The organism is Flavobacterium johnsoniae, assembly GCF_030388325.1.
GTDB classification, from domain to species: domain Bacteria; phylum Bacteroidota; class Bacteroidia; order Flavobacteriales; family Flavobacteriaceae; genus Flavobacterium; species Flavobacterium johnsoniae_C.
On record NZ_CP103794.1, the window covers coordinates 1,856,173 to 1,869,489 of the forward strand.

13 protein-coding genes and 2 tRNA genes are annotated in these 13,317 nt (G+C 33.1%); 7 read left to right on the forward strand and 8 right to left on the reverse strand.

The window, feature by feature from the left end:
* Window positions 1–24 precede the first annotated feature (24 nt).
* The 3 genes from NYQ10_RS08160 (at window position 25) to NYQ10_RS08170 (ending at window position 721) form a co-directional block, all read left to right on the forward strand.
* Window positions 25–97 (forward strand) — tRNA-Gly (locus tag NYQ10_RS08160).
* A gap of 14 nt (window positions 98–111) precedes the next feature.
* Window positions 112–197, forward strand: a tRNA-Leu gene (locus tag NYQ10_RS08165).
* Between the two features lie 140 nt (window positions 198–337).
* Window positions 338–721, forward strand: a complete 384-nt coding sequence (locus NYQ10_RS08170; protein WP_289879853.1) for a DUF1508 domain-containing protein — start codon at window positions 338–340, stop codon at window positions 719–721.
* 120 nt (window positions 722–841) lie between these two features.
* Here the strand turns inward: NYQ10_RS08170 and NYQ10_RS08175 are convergent, their stop codons facing one another.
* Window positions 842–1,057 carry a PG1828 family lipoprotein gene (locus tag NYQ10_RS08175; RefSeq protein WP_091492463.1) on the reverse strand — a complete coding sequence of 72 codons (216 nt, stop codon included), beginning with the start codon at window positions 1,055–1,057 and terminating at the stop codon, window positions 842–844.
* 354 nt (window positions 1,058–1,411) lie between these two features.
* The gene (locus NYQ10_RS08180; protein ID WP_289879856.1) at window positions 1,412–2,641 is read right to left on the reverse strand and encodes a 3-deoxy-D-manno-octulosonic acid transferase; all 1,230 of its coding nucleotides are present in this window, start codon (window positions 2,639–2,641) and stop codon (window positions 1,412–1,414) included.
* A 134-nt stretch (window positions 2,642–2,775) separates the two neighbouring features.
* Here NYQ10_RS08180 and NYQ10_RS08185 point away from each other — a divergent pair, with 134 nt between their 5' ends.
* Window positions 2,776–3,906, forward strand: a complete 1,131-nt coding sequence (locus tag NYQ10_RS08185) for a DegT/DnrJ/EryC1/StrS family aminotransferase (RefSeq protein WP_289879857.1) — start codon at window positions 2,776–2,778, stop codon at window positions 3,904–3,906.
* Window positions 3,907–3,951: 45 nt separating this feature from the next.
* Window positions 3,952–4,965, forward strand: coding sequence for a UDP-glucose 4-epimerase GalE (gene galE / locus NYQ10_RS08190; RefSeq protein ID WP_289879859.1), 1,014 nt, complete (start codon window positions 3,952–3,954; stop codon window positions 4,963–4,965).
* A gap of 224 nt (window positions 4,966–5,189) precedes the next feature.
* Here galE and fabD read toward each other — a convergent pair whose 3' ends face one another.
* On the reverse strand, window positions 5,190–6,062 hold the full coding sequence (gene fabD, locus NYQ10_RS08195) for an ACP S-malonyltransferase (protein ID WP_289879861.1): 873 nt from the start codon (window positions 6,060–6,062) through the stop codon (window positions 5,190–5,192).
* Window positions 6,063–6,135: 73 nt separating this feature from the next.
* On the reverse strand, window positions 6,136–6,498 hold the full coding sequence (locus NYQ10_RS08200; RefSeq protein WP_289879864.1) for a DUF983 domain-containing protein: 363 nt from the start codon (window positions 6,496–6,498) through the stop codon (window positions 6,136–6,138).
* Between the two features lie 95 nt (window positions 6,499–6,593).
* On the opposite strand from NYQ10_RS08200, the gene NYQ10_RS08205 reads away from it, so the two are divergent.
* Window positions 6,594–7,454: a helix-turn-helix domain-containing protein gene (locus NYQ10_RS08205; protein WP_289879865.1), complete on the forward strand. Its 861-nt coding sequence runs from the start codon at window positions 6,594–6,596 to the stop codon at window positions 7,452–7,454.
* A gap of 166 nt (window positions 7,455–7,620) precedes the next feature.
* Here the strand turns inward: NYQ10_RS08205 and NYQ10_RS08210 are convergent, their stop codons facing one another.
* The 4 genes from NYQ10_RS08210 to NYQ10_RS08225 all read right to left on the reverse strand — a co-directional run bounded on the left by NYQ10_RS08210 (window position 7,621) and on the right by NYQ10_RS08225 (window position 11,411).
* On the reverse strand, window positions 7,621–8,154 hold the full coding sequence (locus tag NYQ10_RS08210) for a YceI family protein (protein WP_289879866.1): 534 nt from the start codon (window positions 8,152–8,154) through the stop codon (window positions 7,621–7,623).
* A gap of 252 nt (window positions 8,155–8,406) precedes the next feature.
* A complete protein-coding gene (locus NYQ10_RS08215; protein ID WP_289879868.1) occupies window positions 8,407–9,123 on the reverse strand; it encodes a pirin family protein in 717 nt (238 codons plus the stop codon).
* A 440-nt stretch (window positions 9,124–9,563) separates the two neighbouring features.
* Window positions 9,564–9,923 carry a hypothetical protein gene (locus NYQ10_RS08220; protein ID WP_289879869.1) on the reverse strand — a complete coding sequence of 120 codons (360 nt, stop codon included), beginning with the start codon at window positions 9,921–9,923 and terminating at the stop codon, window positions 9,564–9,566.
* 6 nt (window positions 9,924–9,929) lie between these two features.
* Window positions 9,930–11,411 carry a helix-turn-helix domain-containing protein gene (locus NYQ10_RS08225; protein ID WP_289879871.1) on the reverse strand — a complete coding sequence of 494 codons (1,482 nt, stop codon included), beginning with the start codon at window positions 11,409–11,411 and terminating at the stop codon, window positions 9,930–9,932.
* A gap of 209 nt (window positions 11,412–11,620) precedes the next feature.
* Between NYQ10_RS08225 and aceB the strand changes: the two genes are divergently transcribed.
* Complete coding sequence (aceB, locus tag NYQ10_RS08230) at window positions 11,621–13,222, forward strand: malate synthase A (protein WP_289879874.1); 1,602 nt, start codon at window positions 11,621–11,623, stop codon at window positions 13,220–13,222.
* Window positions 13,223–13,317 lie beyond the last annotated feature (95 nt).

A 13,317-nucleotide genomic window follows, 5' to 3' on the forward strand; every position in this document is an offset into this window, starting at 1 on the left:
GCGAGTTCTTTTAAGATTTAAAATGCGAAAATAGCTCAGTTGGTAGAGCGCGACCTTGCCAAGGTCGAGGTCGCGGGTTCGAGCCCCGTTTTTCGCTCAAAACCATATAATGCTCGGATGGTGAAATTGGTAGACACGCTGGACTTAAAATCCAGTGAACAGCAATGTTCGTGCGGGTTCAAGTCCCGCTCTGAGTACTAAAGCCTCTTCTTTTGAAGAGGCTTTTTTTATTTGCGGACTTGCAGAAAATAAATTTACGCAGTAAATTTATTAGAATCTTGGAGTTTAAGAATCTCGAAAAATCTAAAATCAACAATCTAAAATCTAAAATTTATAAATGGGTGCTTTTGTAATTAGCAGGCGATTTAATGACGAATATAAATTTACTTTTACTTCGCGAAGAGGTAAAATTATTTTTACGAGTTTGAGTTATGAATTAAGGTTTGAATGTGAAGAGGATATTGAAAAGTTTAAAGCGAATATTGAACTTGCGAAATTCTTGAAATTTAAAGGCTCTGGAGGAAAGTATTTTTTTAAATTGATGCTTGGGGATGTGCATTTCGCAACAAGTCGAAAATACAGTACAGAATTGCTTTTGCAAAAAGGGATAAAAGAAATTGTAACTTATGCTTCGAGATCGGAAATTTTAGATTTCTCGTCAAATGAATTGATTTTTGACGATGAAGAATCTGAAGAAGAGTTGGAGGAAGCAGTAGAGTAATAAAAAAAAGCGTTTACAATTTGTAAACGCTTTTTTTATTTGAAGTTGACTTATTTTGCAATTAGTCAAAAAAAAACCATCTCAATGATGGTTTTAAAATCGTTAGAACTTAGGTTCTAATTATTTTTTTACTTCTTCTACTTTAGCAGCAGCAGAATCAACTTTAGCAGCAGCAGAATCAACAGTTGCAGCAGCAGAATCAACAACAGCAGCAGCAGAATCAACAGTTACAGCAGTAGAATCTACAGCAGCTTCTGTAGCAGCAGCGTCAGCTTTTTTACAAGATACAACAGTTAAAACAGCAACAACAGCTAAACTTAAAAATACTTTTTTCATCTTACTTTATTATAAAAGGTTAATTATTAATTCGTGGCAAAGATATAAATTTTTTAATATGTAAAATATTTTTTCACTTTTTTTTTAAAATATTTTCCTTGCTCACGATTATCTTATTTATCAAATAATATGCCAAAATAGGAAAAATAATTGATATTGCGGTATGTTTTGTCAATTTTATTTTTCATTGAAAATTCTATGGTGTTTTTGGCTCTTTGAATGTATTTGTTGTAGTTTGTTTTGTTTTTTGGGAATTATTTCGATTTGTAAATAATTACAGAATGATGGTTTTAGGTTATTTAAATAGACGGAAAAAGTCTTTCAAATGATTTATAAATCAAAATTTACAAGTAATTATGAAATGTTTTTCATAATTGTTTCTGTTGCACCTTTATTATTTTGGATAAAAGAACGGCAAATTTCGCTCTTTTCTGCAAAGTAAGAATGGTCAGATAAAAGTTTGTCTAGAGCATTTTTCAGCTCTTCGCTATTTGTAATTACATTACAGCCTTTTAAATCGACAAGAGATATTGCTTCGGCAAAATTAGAGTAATTAGGTCCAATTACAATCGGAATTCCAAATGTTGCTGGTTCTAGAATATTATGAATACCAGGGTTTCCAAAACCGCCTCCAACATAGGCGATAGTTCCATAACTGTATATTTTAGTTAATAAGCCAACAGTATCAACAATCAAAACATTGTATTGCGCTAAGTCTTTGTTTTCTTTTTCAGAATATAATATAGTAGATTTTTTTATCTGAGATTTGAGATTTGAGATTTGCTCGTCTTTAATATTGTGCGGCGCAATGATGAATTTTACGTTTTCTGTTGCTTGATTAATATATTCGGCAAGAATAGCTTCATCTTTTGGCCATGAACTTCCAATAACAATTACGGGTTTGTTGTTTTTGAAGTTTTCTATAAAATCTAGCGTATTGTCGCGTTCTAAGATGGCATTCACTCGATCAAATCTTGTGTCGCCAGAAAGAATTACATTATTAAAACCTAAACTTTCGACTTTTTGTTTCGATTTTTCGTTTTGTACAAAGAAATAAGTAAATGCTTTTAATGCTTTTCTGTAGAATCCGCCATACCATTTAAAAAACATTTGATTGTCTCTGAAAATTCCAGAAATCAGATAAGTTGGCGTTTTTTTGGTTTCTAATTCTTTTAAATAATTTAGCCAGAACTCATATTTAATAAAAAAAGCAATTTCAGGATGAACTAATTTGAAAAATTTTTTCGCATTCTTTTTTGTGTCCAAAGGAAGATAAACAGTAACATCTGCAACTGTGTTATTTTTACGCACTTCATATCCAGATGGCGAAAAAAAGGTTACAATTATTTTGTGTAAAGGATATTTTTCTTTGATTTTTTCTATAACAGGAAGTCCCTGCTCATATTCGCCTAATGAAGCCGAATGAAACCAAATTGTTTTGTCTTCTGGTTTTATTTTTTGTTCTAAAATTGAAAAAACGTTTTTTCGGCCTTCGACAAAAAGCTTAATTTTCGGACTAAATAAGGCTGTGATTCTTAAGAAAAATCCTGCGACGTGTATGGCTAAATTGTATAAAAAAAGCATGTAATTTTTTTTGCAGCTAAATTACATTTCTTTCGACTATTTTCATTGGTTTGAAGCTATTAATAACTATTTTTGTTCCTCCTTTTAGAGATTTCTGTATGAAAACGGTGTCTTTAATTTAAAATAAATTCAAAATGAAAAAAATTCAAATGGTTGACTTAAAAAGTCAATATGAAAAAATAAAATCTACTGTAGATGCTTCTATTCAAGAAGTTTTAGACACAAATACTTATATTAACGGACCTTTAGTTCATCAGTTTCAAAAAAATCTTGAAGATTATTTAGGTGCAAAACATGTTATTCCATGTGCAAACGGAACTGATGCTTTACAGATTGCAATGATGGGGCTTGGTCTTCAGCCAGGAGATGAAGTTATAACTGCCGATTTTACTTTTGCGGCTACAGTTGAGGTTATTGCTTTACTGCAACTAACTCCAGTTTTGGTTGATGTTGATATGACTAATATGAATATCGATATTGACGCAGTAAAAAAAGCAATTACACCAAAAACAAAAGCGATTGTTCCGGTGCATTTATTTGGTCGTGCTGCTAATATGGACGCGATTATGGAAATCGCCGCGCAATATAATTTATATGTAATTGAAGATAATGCGCAGGCAATTGGAGCAGATTATATTTCTAAATCTGGAACAAAATCAAAAGTTGGTACAATTGGTCACGTTGCGGCAACTTCATTCTTTCCATCTAAAAACTTAGGTTGTTATGGAGACGGAGGAGCAATTTTTACAAATGATGATAATTTAGCTCATATCATCCGCGGAATCGTAAATCACGGAATGTACGAGCGTTATCACCACGATGTTGTAGGAGTAAATTCGCGTTTAGACAGTATTCAGGCAGGTGTATTAAATGCTAAATTGCCATTATTAGACGAATACAATGCAGCGCGTCGTTTAGCGGCAACAAAATATAATGCAGCTTTTGCTGGAAATGCAAAAATTATAACCCCAGATTTTGATGCAAACGAAAATGATCACGTTTTTCATCAATATGTATTAAGAATTATCGATGCTGATAGAAATGCTTTAATGCAGCATTTATTAGATAAAGGAATTCCATGTGCGATTTATTATCCAATTCCGTTGCATTCGCAAAAAGCTTATTTGGATCCGAGATACAAAGAAGAACAATTTCCTGTTACAAATCAATTAGTTCAAGAAGTAATTGCGTTGCCAATGCATACAGAACTTGATGATGAGCAGATTAAATATATTACAGACAGCGTAATTGAATTTTTGAAATAATAAAAAGCTTATTAGCCGAAAAATAACCACAAACAAACCCATAAAATGAAAGTATTAGTAACAGGAGGATTAGGATTTATAGGTTCTCACACCGTTGTCGAATTGCAAAATGAAGGCTTTGAAGTTGTGATAATTGATAATCTTTCAAACTCTTCAGAAGATGTTTTAAAAGGAATTACAGCGATTACAGGAAAAACGCCTTTATTCGAAAAAATTGATTTAAGAGAAAAAAGTGCCGTTCGGGATTTCTTTAAGAAACACAATGATGTTACTGGTGTGATTCATTTTGCAGCTTCAAAAGCGGTTGGCGAAAGTGTTGAACAACCTTTGTTGTATTATGAAAACAACATTAGCAGTTTGGTTTATCTTTTACAGGAATTACAGCAAAAACCTGAGGCAAGTTTTATTTTCAGTTCTTCTTGTACGGTTTACGGTCAAGCCGAAAAAATGCCGATTACAGAAGATGCACCAGTTCAAACGGCGATGTCTCCTTACGGAAACACAAAACAGATTGGTGAAGAAATTATTACCGATACTGCAAAAGTTACCAATATCAGTGCAATTTTGTTACGTTACTTTAACCCAGTTGGAGCTCATGAATCAGTTCAAATTGGAGAATTGCCTTTGGGAGTTCCTCAGAATTTGGTTCCGTTTATAACGCAAACAGGAGTAGGATTACGTCAGGAATTATCTGTTTTTGGGAATGATTATCCAACGCCAGACGGAACAGCAGTTCGCGATTATATTCACGTTGTCGATTTAGCAAAAGCACACGTAATTGCTTTGCAGCGTTTGTTGAACAAAAAGAATTTGGAGAAAGTAGAAACTTTCAATTTAGGAACAGGAAAAGGAAGTTCTGTGTTAGAAGTAATTAATAGTTTCGAAAAAGTAAGCGATAAAAAATTACCATACGTAATCAAACCACGTCGCGAAGGTGATATTACAGAAGCTTACGCAAACACAGATAAAGCAAACAATGTTTTAGGCTGGAAAGCAGAACTAAGTTTAGACGAAGCAATGGCTAGCGCGTGGAAATGGGAGCAGAAAGTTCGTTCTTAAATAAAATACACAAAGATATTTCGTAGAGACGCGCTGCAGTGCGTCTAACCTATGTGAAAAAATCCCAAATAATCAATTTAGATTGTTTGGGGTTTTTATTTTGATTTAAGATTATTTTGTAAGATAATATAAAAGCAAAATCCTCATAAACTGATTAAAGTCTATGAGGATTTTTTTTATTGATATAGTTTTTAACTGATTACTAAAAACTGAATACTTAAAAATTAAGCATTCGCAGTAACCGCTTCTTTATCGATTTTATTAATCAAACCAGCTAAAACTTTTCCTGGACCAACTTCAGTAAACAAAGTAGCGCCGTCGGCGATCATTTGTTGTACAGACTGAGTCCATTTTACAGGAGCTGTTAATTGAATGATTAAATTCTTTTTAATTTCATTTGCATTAGAAACTGCATTTGCAGTTACGTTTTGGTAAACTGGACAAATAGGAGTAGAGAAAGTAGTTGCTTCAATTGCTGCAGCCAATTCTTCTCGTGCAGGTTCCATCATTGGTGAATGAAATGCTCCACCAACAGGTAAAATTAAAGCACGTTTTGCTCCAGCTGCTTTCATTGCTTCACAAGCTTTTTCAACAGCAGTTGTTTCTCCAGAAATCACTAATTGTCCTGGGCAGTTATAATTTGCCGCAACTACAACACCGTCAATAGAAGCACAAACTTCTTCAACAACATTATCAGCTAAACCTAAAACGGCAGCCATTGTAGATGGAGTAATTTCACAAGCTTTTTGCATTGCAAGAGCACGTTGAGAAACTAATTTTAAACCATCTTCAAAAGATAAAGTTCCGTTGGCAACCAAAGCAGAGAATTCTCCTAAAGAGTGTCCTGCAACCATTTCTGGTTTGAAATTTTCTAAAGTTTTAGCTAAAATAACAGAGTGTAAAAATACAGCTGGTTGTGTAACTTTAGTTTCTTTTAGTTCTTCGGCAGTGCCTTCGAACATAATATCTGTAATTCTGAAACCTAAAATTTCATTGGCTTTTTCGAATAATTCTTTGGCTAAAGCCGAGTTTTCATAAAGGTCTTTGCCCATTCCTGTAAACTGTGCGCCTTGACCTGGAAATACGTATGCTTTCATTTGTCTAATTTAATTTTTTATTTTTTTTAAAATTGAAAATTAGTTTCAATTGGAAGGCAAAAGTACTATTTTTTTATTTCGAATAATCCTTAAACATATAAATCCATGCTAATCTTGAAAATCGGAGATTAAAAGAGGTCAGTAAAGTAATGACAACAGCAATAATTGGAATGATTCTCAAATCGAAATTTTTCTCAAAGAAAAACTGTGCTACACAATAAGTTGCAATTCCCTGAGCTACTGTTAATCCATAATTTACATACATGGCGCCGAAGAAATAACCAGGTTCTTTTTGAAATTTGTAATGGCAATGACTGCAGTATTCATTCATTTTTGGAAGACCGAAAGTCAGAAAGATATTTTTATCTGTAAAAACTTTTCCTTTGTGACAAACAGGACATTCGTTCTTAAAAATATGAGTTAATGCGTGTGACATGATCTTGCTATTTTTTGTTTATACAAAGGTAAATCAGAGTGTTGTAAAAGTCTTTTTAGTATCTTCGCTTATTATAGCACAATAAAGACATTTTTATGAAAAGATATCCTATTTATAGTGTTCAGAATTTCAGTTGTAATGATATTCACAGGGATTTTTATGTCAATACATTTAAAGAACATTTAAAAAACCACAGTTTTGTCGAAGAACCGCATCGACACGATTCTTATTTGATGGTGTTTTTCACAAAAGGTTCGGGATTGCATGAAGTTGATTTTGATCAATTTGATATTAAAAGAGGAAGTCTTTTTGTGCTTCAGCCAGGACAAATGCATCATTGGAGTTTATCCGAAGACATTGAAGGTTTTGTAATTATCTTTTCGCAGGAATTGTACAATTTATATTTCGGACAGAAAAATATAAATGATTATAATTTTTACCATTCCATTCATAACCGACCAGAAATGGTTTTTGAAGAAAATGAAATTCCGAAAATCCAGCCTTATTTCGATTTGCTGATTCAAGAAAATATTCAAAATAATAAATATCAATTAGATAAATTGTTGAATTTATTAGACTGCATTCACATTGAAGTAGCAAGGAAATATGGAGAAACCTATTCGCATCAAACGCATTCGTACAATATTAAAATCAACAAGTTTGAATCGCTTCTAGAAGAATATTTCAGAACCGAAAAATTGCCGTCATTTTATTCAGAAAAACTAAATATCACGTTGAAGCATTTAAATAGAATCTGCAATGAAATTCTCCAAAAAACAGCCACAGAAGTAATTACAGACAGAGTAATTCTAGAAATAAAAAGAATGTTGATGGATAAACAATTAGCAGTAAACGAAGTAGCCTTTAAAGTTGGTTACGAAGATTACTCGTATTTCTCCCGTTTCTTCAAAAAACAAACGGGAATGTCTCCAACAGAATTTAGAAATATAAAGTAAAAAAGGGACTTCGACTTCGCTCAGCCTGACAATCGTATTCTTAAAGATATCGTATGTCAGGCTGAGCGAAGTCGAAGCCTCCGCTCCTAAAAGCAAAAAAGCCTGCACTCCCGAGAAAAGATGCAGGCTTCTTAACCAACTAAATTAAAACCTAATTTATAAAGTATTAAGCTTGTTTTACAAATTGTAATTCAATGTTTAATTTTACTTCTTCACCAACCAAAACACCACCAGTTTCAAGAGCTGAGTTCCAGTTTAAACCCCAATCTTTACGATTGATTTTTCCTTCTATGCTTAAACCTACTTTTGTATTTCCCCAAGGATCAGTTAAGATTCCGCTATATTCTACAGGAAAAGTAACGCTTTTAGAAACACCTTTAATGTTTAAATCTCCGGTGATTTCATAGCTTCCTTCGTTGATTTTTTTGAAAGAAGTAGCTTTGAAAGTTAATTTTGGATGATTTTCAGCATCAAAGAAATCGCCGCTTCTTAAATGTCCGTCTCTGTCTGCGTTTGCAGTATCGATTGAAGCTACGTCAGCAGAAAATTCGATTGCTGCATTTTCAAAATTATCTCCGTCTGTAGTAATTGTAGCATCGTAAGTTCCAAATTTTCCTGAAACATTTGTAAACATCATGTGTTTAACTTTAAAACCAATTTCTGAGTGAGTTGGGTCAATTGACCATTTTGTAGTTGCCATAATTTTATTTTTTAATAATTAATTTATTTCATTTTGATAGGACAAAGTTACGCTGACAGTTGTCCTGGAGCACTTAACCTAGATTAAGAAATGAAAAATTTAGATCTCTTTAAAAGAAACTTATACCTATAAATTTAAGTTTTCTTTTTCGGTTTAGTGTAAAGTTTAAGTAAAAAAATAAACGATAACTATCTGATAAACAGATTTATTATCGTTTCGGCATACAGGTATTAATTGTTTTTTGTTTTCGAATTAATAATTCATCGGAATATCCATTAATAAAAATTCAGCATCTGTGTTGGCTTTAATGTTTAAAGTATCAGTTCCTGAAATTCCAACTGCATCACGAGAATTTAATTCCTGACCGTTGATCGTAACATTTCCTTTTAAGATGAAAGCATAAACTCCGTTTCCTTCTTTTTTGATTTTATATTCGGTAGTAACACCAGCATCAAAATTCCCCATGTTAAACCACGCATCTTGATGAATCCAAACTCCTTCATCATCCGCATTTGGAGATAAAACTTGTGCCAATTTATTATGTCTGTCAGCAACATTTAAAGTAATTTGCTGATAACGTGGCGTTACATTTCTTTTGTTTGGAAACAACCAAATTTGCAATAATTTAGTCTGCTGATCTGCATTCGGATTAAATTCGCTATGCTGAATTCCAGTTCCCGCACTCATCACCTGAATATCCCCATTTTTAATAACTTCAGTATTTCCCATGCTGTCTTTGTGAGCCAAATCACCTTCAAGCGGAATCGTAATAATTTCCATATTATCGTGAGGGTGAGTTCCAAAACCCATTCCAGCTGCAATCGTATCATCATTCAAAACACGAAGCGCTCCAAACTGAATTCTGTCTGGATTGTACCAGCTCGCAAAACTAAAACTGTGATAAGCGTTTAACCATCCATGATTTGCATTTCCTCTTGTGTCTGCTTTGTGCAATACTATATTTTCCATGATTTTGTCCTTTTGTTAATTTTATAGTACAAAGATACAGCCGAGGTAAAGGAAAAGCACTTAATGTAGATTAAGAAAAGATTCTAAGCTGAGACGTTAAGTTTTTTCTGGAGCAGAAATTTTGGTTTTCAAAAGACGTCTAGTCCCGCTATCCGTTGCAATCTTTTGTGCCGAACCCCGTCACAAAAGGATTTCCACTTCTATCGGGGCTAAATTAGAAGTTTTTGTTTTCAGAAGAAGTTCCGAAGGAACGAAAGATATTGTAGGGATGGATTTCAATCCATCATATGTTCAAAGTAACCACACAGTTTTGTCATTCCGAGGAACGAGGAATCTCCGCAAGTAACTCCGAATAGCATGTCGCCAATCTTTGTCGAGCCTCTCACGAAGATTCCTCGTTCCTCGGAATGACAAGATTGTGTAGAATAATAAAAAATAAACTATTTAATCCTAACCAATTTCCCTTTTCCTATTATTACATCAAGATAATTCGCAGCTGGACTTTGTTTATCGTGCATATAAAAAGGAATAGTATCTTTTGTAATTTGATCTTTTGGAATGCTGATAGTCAAATCAGTATTAATGAAGTTATCCAATAATATTACATTGCCATATGAAATTTTTCCTTTTGGCAGATATTTGTTATCAAACTTAAAAACGCTATCGCTAAAAGTAATTTTATCTTTCAGAATATAAGAACCTTCGTCTTCAATCAAATAATTGTAACGGCCAGTAAGTTTATCTGTTTTTTGATTAAAGTTGATGAAAAACAGAGTCATTATTAAAGCAAAATATTTCATAAGATTCTAACTATATTGATTGATAAACTGCTGCACCACCAAATCGGTATTCTCATGACGTTTCTTTCTTTCTAGAACAATTGGCGGAGCAGCTCTTTCTAAACAATCCTGAACAGCGCAAGTTTCGCAAGTTACACCAACAATTCTTTTCACTAAAGGTTTTCCTTCAATAAATTTAAACTTCTTTTTCATTGTTGGATTGATTAAAATTCCAACCGAAATACTCCGAATAGTATCTTGCAAAAAAGGATCTTTTGTGGCCGATGAAAAAACCAAATATTCGTTTCCGCTATTGGCGTAACTAGATATTTGCGCATCAAAAAAATGAGATTTATTTTGTTTGATCGCTTCGTCAATTGTTTTAACCGAAACCCATCTTCTGCAATAATGTTCGTTAGTTTCGTTGGCGTGCGGTTCTTGCTGATGCGTGATGTGTAATTCTTTATTTATTTGATAAAAATCAGAACCAATTTTATGCGATAATCTTAAAAAGAATAAGTTTTTCAATTGAAAATCTTTTGGCAATAAATTAGTCAATCGCTGATAAAAAGATTCAGGCGAAACTTCAAAACTTTCAATTAATTGAACAAATTCCTCAGGTTTTGGATTTTCATTTTCTAAAAAAGAATTGATTTTATCGACTACTAATTTTCTAGGCAATATTAAAGCACCAGCAAAATAAGAAGCGTAAAAATTGTTTAAAACCTGATCAAAATTGTCAAACTTAATCCAGCTAAAAGTTAGCAGGCGATCGGAAATTTTTAAATAATTATAAGCAATTTCTTTAGCTAAAATAAAAGCTTTCTGCGGATCATCTAATTCGGTAGAAAGTAATAAAGTTTTGCTTTTCGGAACGTAAATCGAACGTAAATCTCCCAATGCTTCCTGATCGGTAAAAGCAATTTCTTTAATAATATACTCGTATTCTTCTTTTAAAATAGCTTCCAATTCTTCAACGCTGATTTTGGAATCGAGATTAATCTGAAAAGACTTCGAAAACGCAATGGCTTTTTCTTCTAAATCTTCAAAATAATTGCTGTGCGCTTCCTGATATGAACGCAGAGAAGCTAAAAAGAAACTTTCGCGACTTAAATTATAATGCTGGGCGATTTCGAAAATCGTGCTGATAAACGCATTAACTTTTGCTGGAGCATTCGCAATAATATCAATTAAATCAGCTTCCTGAATTCCGAAAAGCTCTAGCGGAATCTCTTTTAAAATGCCTGATTTTAAAATTTCGCCAATCGGAGCGAGGTTATTATCAAGTTTTAAAGACACCATTTGGTCGTAAGTCACGTCCAAATGTTCACAGAGAAGCAAAATTTTATCTGTTTTTGGATATTTTTTTCCCTTTTCAATCTCGTTTAAATACGATTTTGAAAGATTAGTCAATTTGGCTAAGCCAAAAAGCGAAAGATTTTTTTGTGTTCTGACTTGCTTCAATTTTAGTCCGAAGATCAGCTTTATATAGTCTTTTTCGATATCCATGAACCAAATATAGTTATTCTAAAAATAATCGCCAAAAAATTATTTTTCATTTTTAGCGAACGTTCGCTTGTTTTGTAAAAAACTTTTTTCTAATATTGTGGTGTAGAAAATATTAAAAATCAAATTGTTACGGTTTTAATGTTCTAAAATGAATAGAAGATAAGTAAACAATCAGATTTTTTTTCTTATAAAAATTAAAAACCACAGCTATGAAAAACCAATTAGAAATTACCGAAACGGCAATGGAATTTTTAGCCGAAAAGAAGCTTCGTTATCCAAAAATCTGGACAGAAGAGGCGATTGTTTTTATAACTGAATTGCATAGAAAATTCGAATCACAGCGAAAACTATTGCTTTTACAGCGCGAACAGAAACAAGTCACTTTTGATCAGGGAATTATGCCGGTTTTTATTCCTGAAACTAAAAGCATCAGAGAAGGAAATTGGACAGCTGGTGAAATTCCGAAAGATTTATTAGACAGAAGAGTAGAAATTACTGGACCAGTTGATCGTAAAATGATTATTAATGCGTTGAATTCCGGAGCGAAAACTTTCATGGCAGATTTTGAAGACAGCACTTCTCCAACTTGGCAAAATTTAATGGACGGACAAGTGAATTTAATCGATGCGGTGAACAAAACAATTACGTTTACCGACTTGGTTAAACAAAAATCATATCATTTAAATGAAAAAATAGCAACGTTAATTGTACGTCCGAGAGGTTTGCATTTGCCGGAAAAACATGTTCTAGTTGAAGGAAATGAAGTTTCGGGTTCTTTGATAGATTTTGGGTTGTATGTTTTTCATAATCATAAACGACTTTTAGAAAACAATTCAGGACCATATTTCTACATTCCGAAATTAGAACATTATCTGGAAGCGCGATGGTGGAATAATGTAATTGATTTTACTGAGGATTATCTGAATCTAAAACGCGGAACTATAAAAGTGACGGTTTTAATTGAAACTATAACGGCAAGTTTTCAGTTAGACGAAATTATTTATGAATTGAAAGAACATATTGTTGGCTTGAACTGCGGACGCTGGGATTACATTTTCTCTTACATCAAAAAGTTCAGAAAAAATCCAAAATTTATTGTTCCAGATCGTGATCAAGTAAATATGATTTCGCCTTTTATGAATGCTTATTCAAATCTGGTAATTCAAAGATGTCATAAAAGAGGAATTCATGCTATTGGCGGAATGGCAGCGCAAATTCCAATCCGAAATAACGAAGAAGCAAATGCAGTCGCTTTCGCGAAAGTAAAAACCGATAAAGAACGTGAAGTTAGAAATGGTCATGACGGAACTTGGGTAGCGCATCCAGATTTAGTTTCAATTGCAAAAGAAGTTTTTGATAAAGGAATGCCGACTCCAAATCAGATTCATATAAAAAGAGAACATCGAAAAATTACGGAAGCCGATTTAATCGAACCGCCAATTGGACTTATAACTGAAAATGGCGTTAGAAAAAATATCAATGTAGCCGTTCTATATCTGGCCTCATGGCTAAACGGACAAGGCGCCGCAGCTTTACACAATTTAATGGAAGATGCTGCAACGGCCGAAATTTCGAGATCACAATTGTGGCAATGGCTTCAGAATAAAGTGATTTTGGATAATGGTCGAAAATTAGATTTGGCTTATTATCACAAATTAGCTTTAGACGAATTCAGAAAAATCAAGGAAGAATTAGGTGAAGAAAACTATGAAAAACAACAGTTTCCATTAGCAGAAAAAATGCTGGAAAGATTAGTGGTAAACCTGCACTTTGTAGATTTTCTAACGATTCCTTGCTATAAGTATTTATAATAAACAGATGAGTTTAATCTCGCAAAGACGCAGAGACGCCAAGTTTTTTTATTCTTTTCAGTACAATTTTGCGACTTGGCGACTTTGCGAGCAAT